Source organism: Amorphoplanes friuliensis DSM 7358 (assembly GCF_000494755.1).
Lineage (GTDB): Bacteria > Actinomycetota > Actinomycetes > Mycobacteriales > Micromonosporaceae > Actinoplanes > Actinoplanes friuliensis.
This window is the reverse complement of record NC_022657.1, coordinates 5,448,498-5,468,582: the sequence shown is the minus strand read 5'-3', so window position 1 is coordinate 5,468,582 and position 20,085 is coordinate 5,448,498. Positions and strand designations below refer to the sequence as shown.

At 69.6% G+C, this 20,085-nt stretch carries 13 protein-coding genes; 2 read left to right on the top strand and 11 right to left on the bottom strand.

Translation table 11 applies throughout. The annotated features are described in order from the left end of the window. Nucleotides 1-32 precede the first annotated feature (32 nt). From lpdA to AFR_RS25345, 3 genes are all read right to left on the bottom strand, one after another. A complete protein-coding gene (gene lpdA / locus AFR_RS25355; RefSeq protein ID WP_023363898.1) occupies nucleotides 33-1,433 on the bottom strand; it encodes a dihydrolipoyl dehydrogenase in 1,401 nt (466 codons plus the stop codon). A 94-nt stretch (nucleotides 1,434-1,527) separates the two neighbouring features. Further along, the gene (locus AFR_RS25350) at nucleotides 1,528-2,526 is read right to left on the bottom strand and encodes a glycoside hydrolase family 43 protein (RefSeq protein ID WP_238547132.1); all 999 of its coding nucleotides are present in this window, start codon (nucleotides 2,524-2,526) and stop codon (nucleotides 1,528-1,530) included. Nucleotides 2,527-2,537: 11 nt separating this feature from the next. Beyond that, on the bottom strand, nucleotides 2,538-5,063 hold the full coding sequence (locus AFR_RS25345) for an alpha-L-arabinofuranosidase family protein (RefSeq protein ID WP_041841117.1): 2,526 nt from the start codon (nucleotides 5,061-5,063) through the stop codon (nucleotides 2,538-2,540). Between the two features lie 600 nt (nucleotides 5,064-5,663). Between AFR_RS25345 and AFR_RS25340 the strand changes: the two genes are divergently transcribed. Further along, complete coding sequence (locus AFR_RS25340) at nucleotides 5,664-6,812, top strand: amidohydrolase family protein (RefSeq protein ID WP_052359459.1); 1,149 nt, start codon at nucleotides 5,664-5,666, stop codon at nucleotides 6,810-6,812. Nucleotides 6,813-6,935: 123 nt separating this feature from the next. Here the strand turns inward: AFR_RS25340 and AFR_RS25335 are convergent, their stop codons facing one another. The 3 genes from AFR_RS25335 to AFR_RS25325 are packed head-to-tail and all read right to left on the bottom strand — an operon-like array spanning nucleotide 6,936 to nucleotide 12,078. Continuing rightward, complete coding sequence (locus AFR_RS25335; RefSeq protein ID WP_023363894.1) at nucleotides 6,936-7,712, bottom strand: glycerophosphodiester phosphodiesterase family protein; 777 nt, start codon at nucleotides 7,710-7,712, stop codon at nucleotides 6,936-6,938. Then, nucleotides 7,703-9,445: an acyl-CoA dehydrogenase gene (locus tag AFR_RS25330; protein WP_041842695.1), complete on the bottom strand. Its 1,743-nt coding sequence runs from the start codon at nucleotides 9,443-9,445 to the stop codon at nucleotides 7,703-7,705. Before AFR_RS25330 ends, AFR_RS25335 begins: the two co-directional genes overlap by 10 nt. A 35-nt stretch (nucleotides 9,446-9,480) precedes the next feature. Next, nucleotides 9,481-12,078, bottom strand: a complete 2,598-nt coding sequence (locus AFR_RS25325) for a hypothetical protein (RefSeq protein WP_023363892.1) — start codon at nucleotides 12,076-12,078, stop codon at nucleotides 9,481-9,483. Nucleotides 12,079-12,217: 139 nt separating this feature from the next. On the opposite strand from AFR_RS25325, the gene AFR_RS25320 reads away from it, so the two are divergent. After that, a complete protein-coding gene (locus tag AFR_RS25320; protein ID WP_023363891.1) occupies nucleotides 12,218-14,149 on the top strand; it encodes a S41 family peptidase in 1,932 nt (643 codons plus the stop codon). A gap of 4 nt (nucleotides 14,150-14,153) precedes the next feature. On the opposite strand, the gene AFR_RS25315 is transcribed toward AFR_RS25320, so the two are convergent. The 5 genes from AFR_RS25315 to AFR_RS25295 all read right to left on the bottom strand — a co-directional run bounded on the left by AFR_RS25315 (nucleotide 14,154) and on the right by AFR_RS25295 (nucleotide 20,022). Next, nucleotides 14,154-15,284, bottom strand: a complete 1,131-nt coding sequence (locus AFR_RS25315) for an RNA ligase RtcB family protein (protein WP_023363890.1) — start codon at nucleotides 15,282-15,284, stop codon at nucleotides 14,154-14,156. A gap of 137 nt (nucleotides 15,285-15,421) precedes the next feature. Next, the gene (locus AFR_RS25310) at nucleotides 15,422-16,018 is read right to left on the bottom strand and encodes a dihydrofolate reductase family protein (protein ID WP_023363889.1); all 597 of its coding nucleotides are present in this window, start codon (nucleotides 16,016-16,018) and stop codon (nucleotides 15,422-15,424) included. A gap of 13 nt (nucleotides 16,019-16,031) precedes the next feature. Continuing rightward, entirely contained in the window at nucleotides 16,032-17,915 is a 1,884-nt protein-coding gene (locus AFR_RS25305) for a potassium transporter Kup (protein ID WP_238547131.1), read from the bottom strand. 126 nt (nucleotides 17,916-18,041) lie between these two features. Further along, the gene (locus tag AFR_RS25300; protein ID WP_023363887.1) at nucleotides 18,042-18,860 is read right to left on the bottom strand and encodes a DUF4142 domain-containing protein; all 819 of its coding nucleotides are present in this window, start codon (nucleotides 18,858-18,860) and stop codon (nucleotides 18,042-18,044) included. Between the two features lie 76 nt (nucleotides 18,861-18,936). Continuing rightward, nucleotides 18,937-20,022, bottom strand: a complete 1,086-nt coding sequence (locus AFR_RS25295) for an NAD(P)-binding domain-containing protein (protein WP_041841115.1) — start codon at nucleotides 20,020-20,022, stop codon at nucleotides 18,937-18,939. Between the last annotated feature and the right edge of the window lie 63 nt (nucleotides 20,023-20,085).

The following is a 20,085-nucleotide window of genomic DNA, read 5'->3' as shown; positions in this document are numbered from 1 at the left end:
TGTGGGTGCGCAGGCCGCCGGGGGAGCAGCAACTACAGGTTGATCATGTGGCCGGTGAGGCCGTGGAAGGCTTCCTGGAGGGCTTCGCTCAGGGTGGGGTGGGTGTGGACGTTGCGGGCCAGTTCGTTGGCCGTGAGGTCCCACTTCTGGGCGAGGGTGAGCTCCGGCAGCAGTTCGGAGACGTCCGGGCCGATCAGGTGGCCGCCGAGCAGCTCGTTGTACTTGGCGTCCGCGACCAGCTTGACGAAGCCTGTCGGTTCGGCAAGGCCGTGGGCCTTGCCGTTCGCGGTGAAGGGGAACGTGGAGACCTTCACGTCGTAGCCCTCGTCGCGGGCCTGCTGTTCGGTGAGGCCGAAGCTGGCCACCTGGGGCTGACAGAACGTCGCCCGGGGCATCATGCGGTAGTCGCCGAGGGTCATCGTTTCGGCGCCGCCGATGGTTTCGGCGGCGACCACGCCCTGGGCTTCGGCTACGTGGGCGAGCTGGAGCTTCGAGGTGACGTCGCCGATGGCGTACAGGTGGGGGATGTTGGTGCGCATGTGGTCGTCGATGTCGATGGCGCCGCGGTCGGTGAGTTTGACGCCGGTGTTCTCGAGGCCGTAACCCTCGACGCGGGGGGCGAAGCCCACCGACATGAGGACGCGGTCGGCTTCGATCGTCTCGTTCTTGCCGTTCTTGGCGGTGTAGCTGACGACGACCGACGAGCCCTTGTCCGTGACCGTCTCGACCTTGGCTCCCGTGATGATCGGGATGCCGATCTTGCGGTACTGCTTGGTGATCTCCTTGGAGACGTCGGCGTCCTCGTTGGGCAGGGCCCGGTCGAGGTATTCGACGATGGTGACGTCGACGCCGTAGTTCTTCATGACGTAACCGAACTCCATGCCGATCGCGCCCGCGCCGACGATGACGATCGACTCGGGGAGGTCGCGGTCGAGGATCTGGGTCTCGTAGGTCACGACGTTGTCGCTGAGCTCGACGCCGGGCAGCAGCCGGACGGTCGAGCCGGTGGCGATGATGGCGTTGTCGAAGGTCAGCGTCTCGGTGCCGCCGGAGCTGAGCGCGACCTCGAGGGTGTTGGCGTCACGGAAAGTGCCCAGGCCGTCGTACTCGGTGATCTTGTTTTTCTTCATCAGGTAGTGCACGCCCTTGACGCGGCCGTCGGCGACGGTGCGGCTGCGGTCGAACGCCACGCCGTAGTCGAAGGTGACGTCGCCGGACATGCCGAACGTCTTCGCCTGGGTGTGGAAGATGTGCGCCAGCTCGGCGTTGCGGAGCAGCGCCTTCGACGGGATGCACCCGACGTTGAGGCACACGCCGCCCCAGTATTTTTCCTCCACGACGGCCGTCCGCAGGCCGAGCTGGGCCGCGCGGATCGCCGCGACGTAGCCGCCCGGTCCCGCGCCGAGGACGATCAGGTCGTAGTGCTCGCTCATGGTGAGGCTCTTCCGCGTCGACGTCGAAATCCCTACGTCATGAAGTATCCCGCAGCGACCCGGCAAGCGACGAGGAACACCGGGGCGTTGCCCGTCACGCCCCTCCCGGTACGCCGAACCGCGGCGTCCCGTCGGCGTTCCACGTGAACGGCTGGACCCGCGTGTGCCGGTTGGGGTCGTACAGCGGGTCGCCGACGATGTCCCGGTAGTCGCGGGCGTGGTAGACCAGCAGGTCGGTGACCCCGTCCTCGGCCACGGTGAAGCTGTTGTGACCGGGCCCGTACTGCCCGGTCTGCGCGTTCGTGGTGAAAACGGGGTCGGGGGTCTTCGCCCAGGACGAGGGGGCGAGCAGGTCGGCGCGGGCGTCGGCGGTCAGCAGGCCGAGGCAGTAGCGCGCGTCGGTGGCGCTGGCGGAGAACGTGACGAACATTCGCCCGTTGCGGATCAGCACCGCCGGCCCCTCGTTGACGCGGTAGCCCTGGATCTCCCAGCTCCTCGTCGGCGTGGCGATCCGTGTCGGCTTGCTCCTCAGCGCCCACGGTGAGCTCATCTCGGCGATGTAGAGGCTGGAGTTGACCGCGATCTCCGGCTCGCTCTGCGCCCACACCAGGTAGCGGCGGCCGCGGTGCGCGAACGTGGTCGCGTCCAGGGCGAAGCTGTCCCACTCGGTCGTGATCCGGCCGCGCAGGGTCCAGCCGGCCGGGTCGGTGGGGTCGGCCAGCGGTGACTCGAGGACGTACATCCGGATGCGGAACACGTCGTCGGAGTCGCCGGCGGCGAAGTAGATGTACCAGCGGCCGTCGATGCGGTGCAGCTCCGGCGCCCAGATGTGCCCGCCCATCGGGCCGGTGGCCGGCCGCCGCCAGACCACCGATTCGGTCGCGGTCGTCAGCCCCGAGATCGTGGAGGCTCCCCGTACGACCACACGGTCGTACTCCGGCACCGAGCCCGTGAAGTAGTACCTGCCCTTGATCCGCGGCGTGATGAACGGGTCGGCCCGCTGCTCGATCAACGGACCTGCGGCGAGTTTCGGCCCGGGCGGGACGAGGGCCATGGCCAGGCTCCCGCTGAGCAGCGTACGGCGGCTGATCATCATGGGTTCCCTCACTTGGTCTCGAGGCGCAGGAACGTGACGGAGTTCGGGGCGAACGTCCTGGTGAACGTCGAACCGAGACCGGTGACGGTCGTGGTGACGGGCTGGATCGGCTCGGCGGTGCGGGTGTTCTGCTCCTGCGGGTCGCCGGTGATCACCGTCATCCGGCCGCGGCTCGCGACCTTCCGCCCGGCGAGGTCGACCGTGGTCACGGCCGGGGTGTCCTGCGCGTTCACGACCTTGACGATCAGCTCGCCGGTGCGGTCGTCGTGCGTGATGACCTGCGCGAACGGCTCGGTCACCTGATCGTCGGTGAAGCTGCCCCACTCGGCGCCGTCGAGGAACAGCCGCACGGTCGTACCGCGTACCTCGATCTTGATGTTGTAGGTCTGTCCGGCCGTGATGCTGCCGGGCTTGGCCAGAACGATCTCCTTGCTGCCGCCGGCGCCCTTCTGGATCGCGTGCTGGGTGTTGTTCCAGCCGCCGAGATTCCACCAGTAGAGCTCGCCGGAGTCCTGGACCCCGAACGCGACGAGGAAGCCCTCGGCGCCGGACTGTTTGGTCGCCTTCAGCGTCAGGTCGTAGTCGGTGGCGGTGATGTTCCCGGCCTTGACCAGGGTGTCCAGCGCGGCGGTGTCAATCTGCCGGTACGCGCCGTCGACGACCGACCACGCGCCGCGGGGCTCGACGGGTGTCCACTGCCCGGCGCCGTCCGAGAAGTCGTCGCTGAACAGGACCGCGCCGCCGGGGCTGGTCACGCGGACGTCGTCGTAGGCCGCCGCGGTGGCCCAGGTCGAGAGGCCGACCGCGCCGGTGATCGGCTTCGGCTGGATGACACGGCCGGTCGCGCGGCTGGGCACGACCCGGTCGCCGACGTTGGTCATGAAGAGTTTCTGCACCTGGTAGCTGGTCGAGCCCCACGACTCGTCGTTGTCGAACCAGATCAGGTCGGGCCGCCACTGGACGTGGTCGACGTTGGCGAACAGCGGCGCGTACGAGGCCATCCTGACCACGTCGGCGTTGCGTTCGAGACCGGTCATGTAGGACGCCTCGGCCAGCGAGTTGACGAGTTTGTTGTCCAGCGACGCGTACTCGCCGAGGAAGACCTTCGGGCCACTGCGGTCGTACGTGTCGTAGCGTTTGTTGTTGCCGAGGAACCACGCCGGGCTGTTGTAGTAGTGCTCGTCAACCATCGCGACCCCGGCCGCTCTGTTCTTGGCCCACAGGCTGTCGAAGGTCGCACCCTGATCGTCCGGGCCGGAGTTGCTGACGACCGTGATGCCCGGATATTTCGCAGCGATCGCCTCCCGGAACTTCAGGAAGTTCGCGAAGTAGGCGTCGGGCAGGTTCTCCTCGTTACCGACAGCGACGTGCGTCAGCCCGAACGGCCGCGGATGTCCCATGTCCCGGCGCAGCTTGCCCCACGTCGACGTGACCGGCCCGTTCGCGAACTCGATCAGGTCGAGCGTGTCCTGGATGTGCCGTTGCAGCAGCTCAGGGTCGTCGGTGGCACGGTTCTGCCCGCACCCCGTGACCAGCGCGGGCACCACCGGCAACGGCATCGCGCCGAGGTCCTCCGAGAACTGGAAGTACTCGTAGTAACCGAGCCCGTAGGACTGGTTGTAACCCCAGAAGTTGGTGTTCGTCGCCCGCGTCTCGACCGGCCCGACCGTGTCCTTCCACTGATAGGACCGCGCCCGCGGGAAATCCGACGCCGCGTCGTAGGCCTCGTGGCTGCCGGTGTTGACCAGACAACCGCCGGGAAAGCGCACAAAACCGGGCTCGAGCGCCGCGACCTTCTCGGCGAGGTCCCGCCGCAGGCCATGGCCCCGGTAGGTGTCCCGCGGCAGCAGCGAAACCATGTCGAGCCGCAAGGTCCCGGTCCCTCCGGCCAGGACCGCGAGCCGGCCCCGATCGGTGGTCCTGGTCGCCTTCACCGGTACGGAATAACGGGTCCACCGATCACCCCGCGCAGTCAGTGCCGAGGGCTTCGCCCATGCTTCACCACCCGCATCCGCAGCCACGACCGAGATCGGTGTACCACCCGCAGCATCGCTGCGCGCCCACACCGAGAAGTCGTACGTCTTGCCGCGCTCGACCGCAAAACCGGTGTTCCAGCCGTCGTTCGTCACCCCGAAGCGCCCGCCCGCCGGATTGTCGAGATCGAGCTTCAGATAGGTCCGGTTGCGCTCGTTCAGCCGCGCGTCGTCGTTCACCGTGGACGCCTCGCCGGCCCCGCCGCCCACGCTGCTGGGCGTCCACGCGGTCAGTCCCGTGTACGCCGCGTTGTCCGCAGGCAGGAACTCGAACGACCGGTTGCGCACCAGCTCCGGATAAAGCCCGCCGTCAGCCCCGAAGTTGATGTCCTCGAAGAACACGCCGTACATGGCCTCGTTGATCTCCGGCCCGCGCGCACCCGGCTCCACAGTGATCGTGTAATCCGGCGCAGCCTCCGCGAACACCGGCGCAGCACCACCGAGCCCGACGAGGAGCACGGTGACGGCAGTGAGCCCGAACAAAGCCCGTGACGGGGACATCCTTGTCCTCCAGCAGCCAACAGCATTGTGAACGTTAACAACAAACAACGATTATCATCGATGCGTTACAGCCCGTCAATGCTCCCGTTTCCTTCCGTCGCCCTGGAGCAGCCTTGGGCGGTGGTGTTGTGTGCAGACGTCCGCGGCCATCGCAGCCTGGCAGCGGCGTGGGCGTAGTTGTCCGGACCGCTGAGACGCCTTACCGCGCCGGGCGCGACGTGATGGCCGCCGGCGGCCACCACGGCGATCTCAGAGTGACCGCCGCGCCGGGCGCACGCTCGCGGTCACCGTCAGGCATCGCCCATCTGGGCAACGTGGCTCTGGCCGGCTGACCACCCGTTTGCCCGGCGGGCGCCCGCACCGAGTTACGAGACATCACTCAGGAGCCTTTTTAACGGTTGTCTCAGATTCGCTCGGTACGAAATAGGCGTCAGGCGAACGAGGCAAGTCGTGCGGAGGAGGTACTGACGTCCGCCAATGCAACGCCAGGCGCAGCCGGCGCCGAGGTCGAAGGGTGGACGCGGCGTGGGCGGACACCTGGGCCCGCCTGGTAACGAACAGACGGATACACACCACACAAACAGCTGAAGAGAGATTGACATGAAGTCCATGGGACGTCGCGGCTTTCTGGCCGCTGCCACGGCACTTGGTGCTGGTGCCGGCTTGTCCGCGTATGCCGCCGTCTCGGCAGCGGACGAGGACGATACTCCGGCCAAGACTCCGGACAAGGCTCCGGATATTGCATTGCGAGACCGGGACCTGCCCTTCATGGGTACGGAGGAGACATTTTCGACTCCCACGTTGTTGAAGCTGAACTCGATCAACGAGGATCACATAGCGTTCCTCGAAGAAATTGGTCTTTCGGATCTGGGTCAACGCCGCATCGGCGACATGGACGCGGGGGGACTCAACGTTCAGATCCTCTCTGCTCATACACCGTCCGTACAAAATGTCCCTGGGCAGAAAGGCATCGACCTTGCCTATCGTCTCAACCGGCAACTCGTGGACGGGCCGATCGCCAAGTATCCGGGCCGCTTCAAGGCCTTCGCCACCTTGCCCCTGCGGAGCCCGGAGGCGGCGGCGGACGAACTGGAACGATCGGTTCGGGAGGATGGCTTCCTGGGCGCACTGACCAACGGACACATCGCGAAGAAGTATCTCGATCATCCCGACTTCGAGCCTGTGCTGGCACGTGCCGTTGCTCTCGATGTGCCGATCTACCTGCATCCCGGCTATCCCGCTGACGAGATCTTCAAGATCTACTACAGCACCACGCGATCTGAATACACGGAAGAGTTCCAGGACTACATTTTCAGCGGGTCCGGATATGGCTGGCACCAGGAGGTGCTGACCCAATGCATTCGGATGATCACGTACGGGGTTTTCGACAGATTCCCCAAACTGAAAGTCATCATCGGCCACATGGGTGAAGGTCTTCCGTTCTACCACCAGCGGATCATCAATGACATGGGCGAGCCGACCGAAAACTCGCTCGAGAAGCCCTTCGGGCAATACTTCCAGGACAACTTCTGGGTCACCACCAGCGCATTCCCGCAGACCGAACTGCTCCAGCTCCTGCTGAAGTTCATCAGCGTGGATCGGGTGATGTTCGCAACCGACTACCCGTTCGCGGACATCAAGGCGCAGACCGACTGGTTCCGCGGAGTCGATCTGCCGCGCGAGGACAAGGAAAAAATCGCTTTCAGAAATGCGGAAAAACTGTTCAAGATGAAAGTGCCCGTGAAGTGACGCGCCGGCGCCGGCCAACGCACGAACCCGGCCGCGTTGCGGTCGACCTTGCGGTGCTCGTGGCTGACGGCGGCGAAGCCATCACCGTCCCCGGGAACGCTGCTCGAGGGTCGCGGCTGATGCTCAGGGCTCGGGCCAGAGGCCGCGGGCGGTGTAGACGTCGCGGAGGGTCTGGGTGCGGTCGGTCATGATGCCGTCGACGCCGAGGTCCAGAAGTGCGTGCATCTCGGCCGGGTCGTCAATGGTCCAGACGTGGACCTGGAGGCCCAGGCGGTGGGTGCGGGACAGGAAACGGCGGTCGACGATGGTCAGGCGGCCGTGGCGGACCGGGACCTGCGCCGCCACCGCGGACGGGGGCAGGCGCAGGCGGGTGCCGGTCAGGGACGAGATGCGCAGGCGGGCCACCTCGCCGCGGCCGAGGGAGGTGGCGACGGACGGGCCGGCCAGGCGGCGGAGACGGGTCAGGCGGGCGTCGCTGAAGGAGGCCAGCAGGACGCGGCCGCTGGCGCCCGCGTGGTGGATCGCCTCGACGGTGGGGGCGACGGCGGCCTCGGACTTGACGTCGATGTTGAAGCGGATCTGCGGCCAGGCCGCCAGGACGTCGTCGAGGCGGGGGACCGCGCCCGCGCCGCCGACGCGCAGGGTGGCGAGGTCGGACCAGCGCAGGGCGGCGATGGTGCCCTCGGTGCCGGTGAGGCGTTCGAGGGTGCGGTCGTGGAAGACCACCGGGACGCCGTCCGCGGTGGCGTGGACGTCGGTCTCCACGTACCGGTAACCGAGGGCGACCGCGCGGCCGAACGCCTCGGCGGTGTTCTCGTCTCCCTCCGCCGCGCCGCCGCGGTGGGCGAAGGCCAGCGGGGCGGGGGAGTCGAGGTAGGGGAAGCGGAGCCCTACAGACACTCGTCGTCCAGGTCGGCGAGCAGCGTGTCCCCGCTCTCCAGCAGGTCGAACCAGGTGGTCGTGCGGGGCAGCTCGTGGGTGAAGAAGTACCGGGCCGCGAGGCGTTTGCCGTCGTAGAAGGCGCCCTCCTTGCCCGCGGCGGCGGTGGCCTGCTCGAGCCACATCCAGGCGATGACCAGGTGGCCGGTCGCGTCGAGGTACGCCGTGGAGTTGGCCAGGGCGGACGTCGGGTCGGCGTCGGCCCACAGCTTGCCGGTGACCTCGATCAGGCGTTGGCAGCCGGCCTCGAGGAGCTCGGCCATCCAGGCCAGGTCGGCGGGGGCTTTTGCGGCCGACTCGCGGATCGTGCGGACCAGCAGGGTCAGGCCCGCGCCGTCGCGCATGACGACCTTGCGGCCCAGCAGGTCGAGGCCCTGGATGCCGTCGGTGCCCTCGTGGATCGGGTTCAGGCGGTTGTCGCGGTAGAACTGCTCGACCGGGTACTCGCGCGTGTAGCCGTACCCGCCGTGCACCTGGATGGCGTGGTCGTTCGCCTTCAGGCACCACTGCGACGGCCAGGCCTTGGTGATCGGTGTCAGCACGTCCAGGAGCAGCCCGGCCTCGGCGGCGTTGCCGGTCTCCTTCTCGTCGACGAGCTTGGACGCGTACAGGATGAGGGCGAGGGCACCCTCGACGTAGGTCTTGGACGCCAGGAGCAAACGGCGGACGTCGGGGTGCCGGATGATCGGGACGGGCGGCGCGAGGGGGTCCTTGCCGGCTACCGGGCGGCCCTGGAGCCGCTCCCGGGCGTACGCGAGCGCGTGCAGGTAGCCGGTGTAACCGAGCGCCACCGCACCCGCGCCGACGCCGATGCGTGCCTCGTTCATCATCTGGAACATGTACGCGAGCCCGCGGCCCTCCTCGCCGACGAGGTACCCCTCGCTCTCGCTGAACGCCAGCACGGCGTTGGTCGTGCCGCGGAAGCCCATCTTGTGGTTCAGGCCCGCGAGGTCGACGTTGTTGCGCTCGCCCACCACGCCGTCCGCGCCGACCAGGTGTTTCGGGACGATGAAGAGCGACAGGCCCTTGACCCCGGCGGGCGCACCGGCGACCCGGGCCAGCACCAGGTGCACGATCGTCTCGGTCAGCTCGTGGTCACCGCCCGAGATCCACATCTTGCTGCCGGTGACGCGGTAGGTGCCGTCGCCGGCGGGGACCGCGCGGGTGGTGACGTCGCTCAGCGAGGAGCCCGCCTGCGGTTCGGACAGGCACATCGTGCCGGTGAACCGGCCCTCGAGCATCGGACCGACAAACCGGTCGATGTGCTCCTGGGCCGCGTGGGTCAGCAGCAGGTGAGCGTTCGCCATGGTCAGCAACGGGTACGCCGAGGTGGCGATGTTGGCTGCCTGGAACCACGCGAAACACGCCCGGTGGACGACGTGCGGCAACTGCATGCCGCCGACCTCCTCGTCCAGCGAGCCGGCCAGCAGTCCCGAGGCGTTGAACGTGGTCAGCGCCGCCTTGACCTCGGGGATCAGGTGCACCCGTTCGCCGTCGAAGCGGGGCTCCTCGGCGTCGTTGCGCCTGTTGTGCGTGGCGAACTCACGCTCGGCGATCTGCGCGGAGACCTGCAGGAACGCGTCGAACGTCTCCCGGGAGTGCTCGGCGAACCGAGGCCGCGAGGTCAGCGCCTCGACGTCGAGCCACTCGTAGAGCAGGAACTCCAGGTCACGCTGCGAGAGGATGCTGGACACCGGGTGCACACCGCCGTTTCACGTTCGGGGACACCTCACACTAAACCGCTGCCCCCACAGCCGGAGCAGACCACCGACCAGGTCTTGCCGCCGCCGAAGGCGCCCCGCTTCTGCCGGCCGGATCCCAGGCACCGCGGGCAGGTCCCGGAGTCGTCGCGGGCGGCCCTGGTGGTGACGGGTGCCGGGCGTTCGAGGGCGCCGCCGGGCCGGGCCTGGCTCAGGTCGGCGACGAGCCGGGTCGCCGCGGCCTCGGCGGTCATGGACCTCCGGGTCCGGAAGATCTCCTCCGCCGTACGCGCGGCCGCCAGCCCTTCGTCCAGCCTGGTCCCGGACTCGAGGCAGCATCGGCCGTAGGTCAGCTGGACCATCGCGAGCAGCCGGGCGTAACGCTTCTCGTTCTGGCGGTTGAGCCGGACCGCGATGTTGCGCGCCCGGCCGACCTTGTCGAAGGCCTCGTCGTGGGCGCCGCTCTCGCTCAGGGCGGCCGCCCAGGCCCGCAGCGCCGCGGCCGTCTGCGGCAGCAGGGTGATGTCGCGGCGCCACAGCAGCCAGAAGCCCTTGCCGGCGCGCTCGCCCGCGTCGAGGCGGATGCTCAGCGGAGCCTCGGCCGCGGCCGCCAGTGCGGTCAGTGCGTCCAGCAGCTCGACACGGTGGACGCCCGGCTGCTCGGTGTCGAGTTTGGTCCACCGGGCGGCTGCCCGCCGGATGGCGGCGTACGCGTCGGCACCGGCGCCCGCGGCTCGGCAGTAAGTGTTCTGCCTGGTCAGAGCGCGTGCCAGCGCGAGCTGGTGGTCCGGCCGGGCCGAGGCCTGCCAGATCATGATCGCGTCGGCCTGGTGCCGTACGGCCTCGGCGCTGTGCCCGCGTTCCGCCAGCAGGCGGGCGTGCAGGGTGAGATGGGCGGCGAAGTCGGCGTCGGGCTCCCAGCCGGCGGCGTCCCACCAGAGCGCGGTCGCGGCCTCGGCGCTGTCCAGCGCGTCGTCGATGCGGCCCAGACCGTCCAGGACCTCGGCCCGGCAACTCAGCGCCCGGTTGAGGTGATGGCCGGGCTCCTCCCGGCGCTCCGGACGGGTCCACCAGGCGACAGCGTGCTCGATCGGGGCGAGCGCCTCGGGGTGGCGGTTCGCGCGTACCAGGCGGGAGGCGAGCCGATATCCGAGGGCTGCGACCGTGGCATCACGGGGTTGCGCGGTCCGCATCCGCTCGTAGAGGCGCCGGGTCAGGGTGGCGAGCGGGTCCATCAGGTCCGGGGTGCCGTCGATCGGCATCTCCGCCTCGAGGTCGTGCAGCGTCGCGGCATCCAGAGTGGTCACCTCGGCCAGGGCGCTGAGCACCGGGCTGCCCGCCGCCAGCACCACCTCGGGCAGCTCGCGCAGCAGCGGGCCGAGCTGCTCCCGCGCGAACGGCTCCCACCGCTGCGCCACGGTGACCATCGTGGTCAGCGCCGCCACCAGCCGGTCGGGAGCGGCGGTGGCCAGCGACCGCACGATCTCCGGGAGCTTGTGGTCCGCCCACGGGTCGGGCTGCGTCCCACTGCGGCGTCCGCCGGACCGCAGCCCGATGAAGTCCTCGGCCAGCAGCCCCGGGTGCAGGGGTGCGAGCGCTTCACCACCCTCGGCGGGACAGCAGCTGCGGTGGTCGTCGATCAGGAACGCGCACTCCTCGCCGTCGTCGGCCAGCGCGATGCCGGTGATCAGTGAGGCGGCCTGCTCCCGGCGCAACGGTCCGGCGAGACCGGCCAGGTAGACAGCGCGCGCCAGCGTCTCCGGGCCGGTGTGCCTGCCAGCCCAGTTCTCGTACTCGCGGTCCAGCAGGTAGTCCGCGACTGCGCCGGGGCCGGTGGTGATCTCCTCGTGGCGGCCGGTGGCGTACACGGCGGCGAGCGCGGCCAGCTGGACCTCCAGTGCGGTCGGGCCGGCGGACCACTCCGGGGCACTGAGGCCGCGCGCGCCCGGCACCGCGAGCACTTCCGCAAAACTGTCACGGGCCGCGGCGAAGAGCCGGTCACCGGACTCGGGTGGCAGCGGCGCCAGCGCGACGCCGACCGGCACGATGTCGAAGGACCGCCTCAGGTACGCGGTGATCCGCAGCCACCAGTTGCCGGCCGGCCGGGCCAGCAGCACGATCCGGGTCCGCTGGTCGTGCACGCGGGCGTCGGCCAGCGCCCGGCGGAGCAGCTCGACGGGCCAGCGTTCGGCCCGGTCGACCACGATGATGCGGCCGCGGTCGCCGGCGGGCAGCTGACGGGGGTCCCGCGCCGGATCCGGTCCGTCGCCGATCAGTGCGGCCTCGAGGGTCAGCCAGCCCGGTGCGGCCGACTGGTCCGCGAACCAGCGGGCCAGCCGGGTCTTGCCCTGCCCGGGGGAGCCGTGAACGAGTGCCACGCCGTAGTCGCCCGGGCTGTCACGCCAGGTCAGGAGGGTCCGGAGCTCCTCGTCACGACCGAGGAACGGCACGAGGTGGTGCGCCTCGGCGAGCAGGGCGCTGGGCTGCCGGCGTACGCGGGTGGGCGCCGGCGGGGGATGCGCGCGCAGGGCGGTGAACCGGTAACCCGGCTCGGGCAGGAAGAGGTGGAGGTCGCCGCTCTGCCGGGCGGCGGCGTTCAACGCCCGCTTGTCTCCGGATCGGTCCACTCACCACCGCCCTGCTCCTCGGCGCTTCACCGGACCTCACCCTAACGGCGAGTTTCGCAGTCGCAGGCCCGACAGGTCCCTCGTGCGACTCCGGAGGTACTCGTAGCGTCGTCACGCACAGTCGCTACGGAGGTGCGCTATGTCGATCATGGCGGAAATCAAGCTGGACCCCGATCACGGACTCGGGACGGTACGCACGATGCCGGACTTCCGTGAGCTCACCGAGCAGCCGTCGCTGAGCGGGGCTGATCGGCTGACCCTGCTGGACCAGGCCGCCCTGCTCATCGACACCGTTTACGTGCACCTGCTCCACAAACGCGCCATGTACGCCGTGGAGCCCACCCAGCGTCTCAGACTGCTGCGTCACCGGCAGTCCCGGCTGACCGACGCGGCCTTCCACGCCGAGCTGCTGCGGATCTTCGTCGAACTGCGCGACCTGCACACGAACTACATTCTGCCGCAGCCGTACCAGGGGCCGTTCGCGTTCCTCGGTGTCCTGCTCGAACAGTTCTGGCAGGACGGTCGCCCGGCTTTCCTGGTCTCGAAGACCTTCCCGCACCTCGTCGGGGACGCCCGGCTCGTCGAGGGCGCCGAGATCACGCACTGGAACGGCGCCCCGATCGCTCTGGCGGTGACCCGCAACGCCGACCGGGAGGCCGGCAGCAACTCCGGTGCCCGGCTCGCCCGCGGCCTGGAGAGCATGACCCTGCGGACGCTCGCCCTCTCACCCGTGCCCGACGAGGACTGGGTCGACGTGCGGTGTCTGGTCGACGGCACCCCGCACGAGACGCGGCTGCGCTGGCGGGTCTTCGACACCGCTGCCGACCTCAACGGCCCGCTGCCCGACAACGGCCCGTTCGCCGGTCTGAGCGTACCGTCGGCGCATCTGGTCGGTCTTGATCTGCGGACCGAGGTGGTGCGGCAGGCGAAGAAGCAGCTCTTCGTGCCCGCGGCCGTCGACGAGGAACGGCGGGTCGCGTCCGAGCCCGGCGACGTGCCCGAGCCGACGGCGGCGCAGGTGGCGGCGAGCGAGATCCCGACCACGCGCCCGGACGAGCTGCGCGCCCGTGTTGTCACCACGGCCGCCGGGACCTTCGGCCACCTGCGCATCTTCACCTTCCACATGAAGGACCAGAAGATCGAGGCTTTCCTGAACGAGGTCGTCCGGCTCCTCGACGTCCTGCCGAAGAACGGGCTGATCCTCGACGTCCGCGGCAACGGTGGCGGGTTTGTCGTCGCCGCGGAGTTCCTGCTGCAGTTCTTCACACCGCGGCCGATCCAGCCCGAGCCGATGCAGCTGATCAGCACCGACGCGACCCGCGAGCTGTGCGCCAGCGCCGAGGACCTGGCCGGCTGGCTGCCCTCGGTCGACCAGGCGATCGAGACCGGCGCGCAGTATTCGAGCGCGCTCCCGCTCTATCCGGCCGAGGTGGTCAACGGCGTCGGCCAGCTCTACCACGGCCCGGTGGTGCTCGTCACGGACGCGCTCTGTTACAGCGCCACGGACATCTTCGCCGCGGGTTTCCAGGACCACCGGATCGGCCCGGTGCTGGGCATCGACGAGGCCACCGGCGCCGGTGGCGCCAACGTGTGGACCCACCAGAACCTCGTCGACGGCTGGAAGGACGGGCCGTTCCGGCCACTGCCCTCCGGTGCGCAGTTCCGCGTGTCGTTGCGCCGCTGCCTGCGCGTCGGGGAGCGGGCCGGCGAGCCCGTCGAGGACCTCGGTGTACGCCCGGACGTGCCGTACCGGATGACCCGTCGCGACCTGCTGGAGGGCAACGCGGACCTGCTGGAACGCGCGGGTGTGGTCCTCACCGCCGGCACACCGCGACGGCTGGACGCCGAAGTGGGCGACCGGACGGCCTCCGCGGTGACGCTGTCGCTGACCACCGAGGCCCTGACCGGCGTCGACGTCTACGTGAACGAGCGCCCGGTGCAGTCGGCCCCGCTCACCGACCACAAGGCGACGCTGACGGTGCCGCTGCCGGCCGGGAGAGCGGTGATCCGGCTGGCGGGCTTCGACGGCGACACGCTCGTCGCCGCCCGCACCCTCGACCTGTCGTCCTGACTCGTCACGAGCGGCCACGGCCCCGGCGGTGATCCTGGCGATCCCGCCGCGGCCGCGGACCGAGCTCGGCCGTCTTGTAGGTGACCAGCGGAACCGTGGTGGCGATCGGCGTGGCCAGCCCGTGCCCGGCCAGGTCGGCGATCACCTGCTCGATGCGCTTGTACGCCGTCGGTGCCTCCTCGAAGAGCAGCTGCCGGTCACCGCAGACCACGACCGAGCCCACCGGCGTACGGCGCAACTCCTCGACGGTGTGCTTGGCCCGCCCCCGCCGCAGCGCGTCCGACCGCGACATCTTGCGACCCGCACCGTGGGCCACGGAGTAGCCGGCCTCCGCACCGGCATGCGCCGCGACCAGGTACGACGGGGTGCCACGGGTGCCGGCGACGAGCACGTCACGCCCGTCGCCGGGCGCAGCGCCCTTGCGGTGCAGGTACGCGCCGTCGCGGACCTCGACGAGATTGTGGCACTCGTCGACGATCGGGGCGGCGGGCTCGGCGCCCAGCGCGAGGGCGACCCGGGCGGCCATCAGCCGCCGGTTGAGCGAACCCCAGCGCACCGCCTCGTCGTGCGCGGCGAGATAGGCGCCCGGGTCGGCGGCGGGCCCCGCACCGTGCACCTCGGTGTGTGCGCGCAGGATCCGCTCGCCGAGCCCGCGTGATCCGCTGTGGACGACGAGCACCACGTCACCGGCGGCGACCCCGAGCCGGGCCGCGTGGTCCGGCTCGAGAACGGTCCCGATCCGGGCCAGCTCGACGAAGTGGTTGCCCCGCCCGACCGTGCCCAGCCCTTCGAGATGACCGGCCGGCACGTCGCCGTCCAGCACGTCCCAGGCCGGGTCGCCGGCGTCGGGCTCGACGTCGAGATCGGGGAAGCGGCCGGCCAGCTTCTCCGGGACGGCACGCTTGAGGCCGATCGGGAAGACGGCGATCCCGCACCCGATGTCGGAGCCGACCAGGAACGGGTACAGCACGGTCGACATCATCGCGGCGCCGATCGGGGCGCCCTTGCCGGGGTGCAGATCGGGCATCCCGGCGACGTGGCTCACGCCCTCGAGCGCGGCAACCTGATGGCACTGATCGACGGCGTCGGACTCGATCCAGCTGCCGTCGGACGCAAAAACAGTAACGGTGGACAAGACGCTCTCTTCCGAACGAAGCGAAGGACAGGAAGTTCTCGCGCGAAGCGCAGGGAGGTGAACCCGTCAGAACGTCATGCCCGTCAGCTTCGCGGAGAGGCGCCGCCCCGGCAACCGAGTTTTCGCCGGTGAACCCCTCAGGCGAGCACCCGGTACGTCACGTGGGTGGCCTGAGGTGTGTCCAGCGTGTCCAGGCGTTCGAGCCCGGGGCCGGGCAAGCCGTCGAAGAGGGCGGTGCCCGAGCCCAGCAGCAGCGGCGCGATGTGCAGCCGCAGCCGGTGGACCAGTCCGGCCCGCAGCGCCTGCTGGACGATCGACGCGCCGCCCATGATGTGCACCCGTTTGCCGCCGGCCGCTGTCTTCGCTGCCTCGATCGCCGCCTTGATGCCGCCGGTCTCGAAGGTGAACGTCGTCTCGCCCTTGTGCACCGGCTCGTGCTCCCGGTGGGTCACGACGATCACCGGCATCCGGAAGAAGCCGTTCTCGGCCTGCCAGCCGTCCGTCGCGTCGTACACGTTTCTGCTGGTCACGACGGCGCCCGACGCGCCGAAGATCGTGTCGAGCAGCGCCTGGCCCTCCGGGTGGCCGGTCCAGGCGTGCAGGGCCTCGCCGCCGCGGCCCAGCCCGGGAAAGTCCTCCAGCTCGGGCCCGGTCACGAACCCGTCCACCGACATCGAGATATCCGCTTCCACAACAGTCATGACCAGGCAGACGTGGTGCAGACGGAAACTCATCGGTGATCCGGGCTCAGACCTCGATGTGCGACCCCATGATGACGGTCCGGTCGCGCGGCAGGCCGAAGTACTCGGCGGCGTCGGCGGTCACGTACGAGGTGGCCACGAACAGCCGTTTGCGCCAGGCGGCCATCGTCGGCTCCCGGCCGGACCGCAGCTCGATCTTGGAGAGGAAGTACGACGCCTGCTCGATCTGCAGGGGCCCCTCGGTCACCTCGGTGCCGAGAGTCCGCAGCGTGGCCGGCACGTCCGGGGTCTCCATGTACCCGAACCGGGCGATGACGTGCACGATCCCGTCGTGGTCGTACCCGAGGTCGTCGATGATGACGCGGTCGTCCGGCGCCACCCGGGGTACCGGCTCGGTCTGCAGCGACATGATCACGACGTGGTCGTGGCGGACGTGGTTGTGCTCGACGTTGGCCCGCATGGCCAGGGGCGCGGTCAGCTTGCCGCGGTTGAGGAAAACCGCGGTGCCGGGCACCCGCGTGATCGACTCCTCGTTGTCCCGGATGTCGGCGATGAACTCCCGCAACGACCCTTCCCGCCGCTCCCGCTCGGCCGTGACGATCCGGCGGCCGCGCTGCCAGGTCGTCATCAGCGTGAACGCGGTGAGGGCGATCAGGAGCGGCAGCCAGGCGCCGTGGGCGAGCTTGGTCAGATTGGCCGCCACGAACAGCAGGTCGACCAGCAGCAGGACGGTCGCGCCGGCGGCGATCAGCCACACCGGTGCGTTCCACTTCCAGCGCGCGACGTAGAAGAACAGCAGCGTGGTGATGGTGATCGTCCCGGTCACCGCCATGCCGAACGCGTACGCCAGCGCCGCCGAACTGCGGAACGCGAAGACGAGGGTCAGCACCGAGGCCAGGAGCAGCCAGTTGATCCACGGGACGTAGATCTGCCCGATCGACGACTCCGAGGTGTGCGCGATGCGCAGCCGCGGCAGATAGCCCAACTGGGCGGCCTGCGAGGCGACCGAGAAGGCGCCCGTGATCACCGCCTGCGACGCGATGACCGTCGCCGCCGTGGCCAGCAGCACCATCGGCAGGCGGCCCCACTCCGGGACCAGCAGGAAGAACGGGCTGCTGATGTTGGCGGGGTTCTCCAGGATCAGCGCGCCCTGTCCGAGATAACTCAGCGCGCACGCCGGGAACACCAGGAGCAGCCAGCCCCGGCTGATGGCCCGCCGGCCGAAGTGACCCATGTCCGCGTAGATCGCCTCGGCGCCGGTCACCGCCAGCACGATCGCGGCCAGGGCGAAGAACGCGATGCCGAAGTGGCCGGTCAGGAAGCCGATCGCGTACGTCGGCGACAGCGCCTTGAGGATCGCGGGGTTACCGGCGATGCCGCCGATCCCGCAGGCGCCGATGACCACGAACCACAGGATCGTGACCGGGCCGAAGATCCGGCCGACCGACGCCGTCCCCTTCCGCTGCACCGAGAACAACACCACGATGATCACGGCCGTGATCGGTACGACCAGCGCGCCCAGTGACGGCTCGACGACCTTGAGACCCTCGACCGCCGACAGCACCGAGATCGCCGGAGTGATCATGCTGTCGCCGAAGAACAGCGAGGCGCCGAAGATCCCCACGGCGGCCAGCACGACCGCGGCCCGCTTGCCCTGCTGGGCGCCCCACCGGCGGAGCAGCGCGATGAGGGCCATGATGCCGCCCTCACCGTCGTTGCTGATCCGCATCGCCAGCAGCACGTACGTCACCGTCACGATGATCATCACGGACCAGAAGATCAGCGAGACCACGCCGTACACGTTCCCGGCGCTGACGGGTACGGGATGCGGGTCCTCGGGGTTGAACACCGTCTGCAGGGTGTAGATGGGGCTGGTCCCGATGTCGCCGAACACGACACCGAGCGCCCCCACCACAACCGCAAGCCTCACGGAATCGCGCGCTTGCAAGCTACCGGTGATCTTGTTCGGCTCCACGCGACCAGCATGAGGTCGCAGGGGTGGATCCGTCTGTTTCTTGACGTGTTCTTAACGCCGACGGGGAAGCCGTCCCCGCTGTCAGGTCTCGTAGTACCGGCCGCTCTGCCGGCGGTACGGGCGCCGGGAGGTCTGCATGAAGCGGCGGCAGACGAGGGCGGTCGCCGCCACGCTGGCCAGGGCGACCACGATGATCGTGAGCAGGGAGGTGCCGCCCAGCGCCAGCGGCGTACCGGAGGACTGCAGCTTCGTGGCTGTCGCCGGACCGCTCGTGGCGGCTGCCGGCGGTGGCGCGGTCGGCAATGCGGCGAAGTCGACGATGCCGCTGCTCTCCAGCAGGGTCATGTGGGTCATGACGAACTGGTTGGTGCGCTGGGCCAGCTTGCGGACGGTGTCGTTGCGGGTGGAGGCCCGGATCGTGGCGATCGCCGGGAAGATCTTGCCGTGGGCCGCCCGCAGGCGGTCGATGTAGACCCGGTCGAAGTCCTCGCCCTCGGCGTCCCGCATCTCGGCGAGCCAGGTCTGCTGGTCGGCGTTCGGCTTGCTGGGCAGCGTAATGTCGAGCTTCTTGGCGGCGTCACGGACGAGTTTGTCCAGCGTTTCGTGCTGGGCGGCGATGTCACGCCCGATCTCCTGGATCCGCGGGTCGTCCGACTTCTTCTGTGCCATCTCGCCGGCCGGGATCTCCCACAGCCCGGCCAGACGGACCTTGATCGCGAAGTCCTTGTCCGCGTCCGAGATGTTGCCCTTGCCCCGGTCGGTCAGCAACCCGTTCGGTGGCACCGGCACACCCGGCTCCGCGTGAGCGACCTGCGGGTCGAGCAGAACCAGAGCCACGGCAACCAGCACCGCACCGGACAGGCGGCGGCGGGACCGCACCAATCGATCGACGGCGAGCACGTCAACCTCCAGTCATCACCCGGGAAGGTCCCCTGGTGCCCGGCAGTACGGACCGCGGCCCGGAACGGATCAAAGATCAGCCGGTTCCGTCGAGGAACTTGACCAGCGCATTGACCGCCTCACGTCCCGCACGGTTCGCGCCGACGGTCGACTGGGACGGCCCGAAGCCGACCAGGTGCACCCGCGGCTCCCCGGCGACCTGCGTCCCGGTCATCCGGATGCCACCGTTCTCGCCCCGCAGCCCCAGCGGCTCCAGATGGCCGAGCGCGGCCCGGAACCCGGTGGCCCAGACGATGGCGTCCACCGCCGTGAACGACCCGTCCGCCTCCCGGACACCCCCGGGCTCGACAGAAACGAACATCGCCCGGCGGACGAGCGCACCCCGTTCCTTCGCGGCCAGGGCGTACGGCGTCCAGATCAGGCCGGTGTAGGAGACGACACTCCGGGCCGGCCGCCCCGCCTCGACGTCCGCGACCACCTTCGCGATGATCTCCCGCCCGGCGACCTCGGGCTCGAACTCCCCGTCCCGGAACACGGGCTCCCGCCGCGTGTACCAGAAGGTGGTCGCCACCCGCGAGATCTCCTCCAGAAGCTGCACGGCGGAGATCCCGCCACCGACGACGGCCACCCGCAGCCCGGCGAGGCGTTCGGCCGACACGTAGTCCTGCGTGTGCAACTGCAGCCCGGCGAACGTCTCCAGCCCCGGGTAGTGCGGGCGTACCGGATTGGTCCAGGTCCCGGACGCGTTGATGATCGCCCGGGTGACCCACGACCCCTGATCGGACTCGACGCTCAGACTGCCGTCCGGCTGCGACCGGACCGCGGAAACCCGCACCGGACGCAGGATCGGCAGCCCGGCCTCCCGCTCGAACGCCGCAAAATAGCGCGGCACGGCGGTCCGGCTGGGCTCTCCAGGATCGAGCGGCGGCTTCGGGAACCGCGGCAGGTCGAAGATCCCGTTGACGGTCGCCATCCGCAGCGACTCCCACCGCTCCTGCCACGCCCCACCCGCGGCGGGCGCGGCATCGAGCACAACAAAGGTCCGCTCACCGTCAGGGTCGTCCAGCGCACTGGTGAACCCGCGCCGCTTCAGGTGGTACCCGGCCGACAACCCGGACTGCCCACCCCCGACAACCACCACAGTCGCCCGCCGCACGCTCATACGAACCCCTGAACGCCGGCCACCGGCCCAACTTACCTGCCGGCCGTACCGGACTCGCCCGGT

What these genes read in the sequence shown, in the direction of transcription:
- lpdA (WP_023363898.1), bottom strand. Translation starts at nt 1,433, where the DNA reads ATGAGCGAGCACTACGACCTGATCGTCCTCGGCGCGGGACCGGGCGGC.
- AFR_RS25350 (WP_238547132.1), bottom strand. Translation starts at nt 2,526, where the DNA reads ATGATCAGCCGCCGTACGCTGCTCAGCGGGAGCCTGGCCATGGCCCTC.
- AFR_RS25345 (WP_041841117.1), bottom strand. Translation starts at nt 5,063, where the DNA reads ATGTCCCCGTCACGGGCTTTGTTCGGGCTCACTGCCGTCACCGTGCTC.
- AFR_RS25340 (WP_052359459.1), top strand. Translation starts at nt 5,664, where the DNA reads ATGAAGTCCATGGGACGTCGCGGCTTTCTGGCCGCTGCCACGGCACTT.
- AFR_RS25320 (WP_023363891.1), top strand. Translation starts at nt 12,218, where the DNA reads ATGTCGATCATGGCGGAAATCAAGCTGGACCCCGATCACGGACTCGGG.
- AFR_RS25310 (WP_023363889.1), bottom strand. Translation starts at nt 16,018, where the DNA reads ATGAGTTTCCGTCTGCACCACGTCTGCCTGGTCATGACTGTTGTGGAA.
- AFR_RS25295 (WP_041841115.1), bottom strand. Translation starts at nt 20,022, where the DNA reads ATGAGCGTGCGGCGGGCGACTGTGGTGGTTGTCGGGGGTGGGCAGTCC.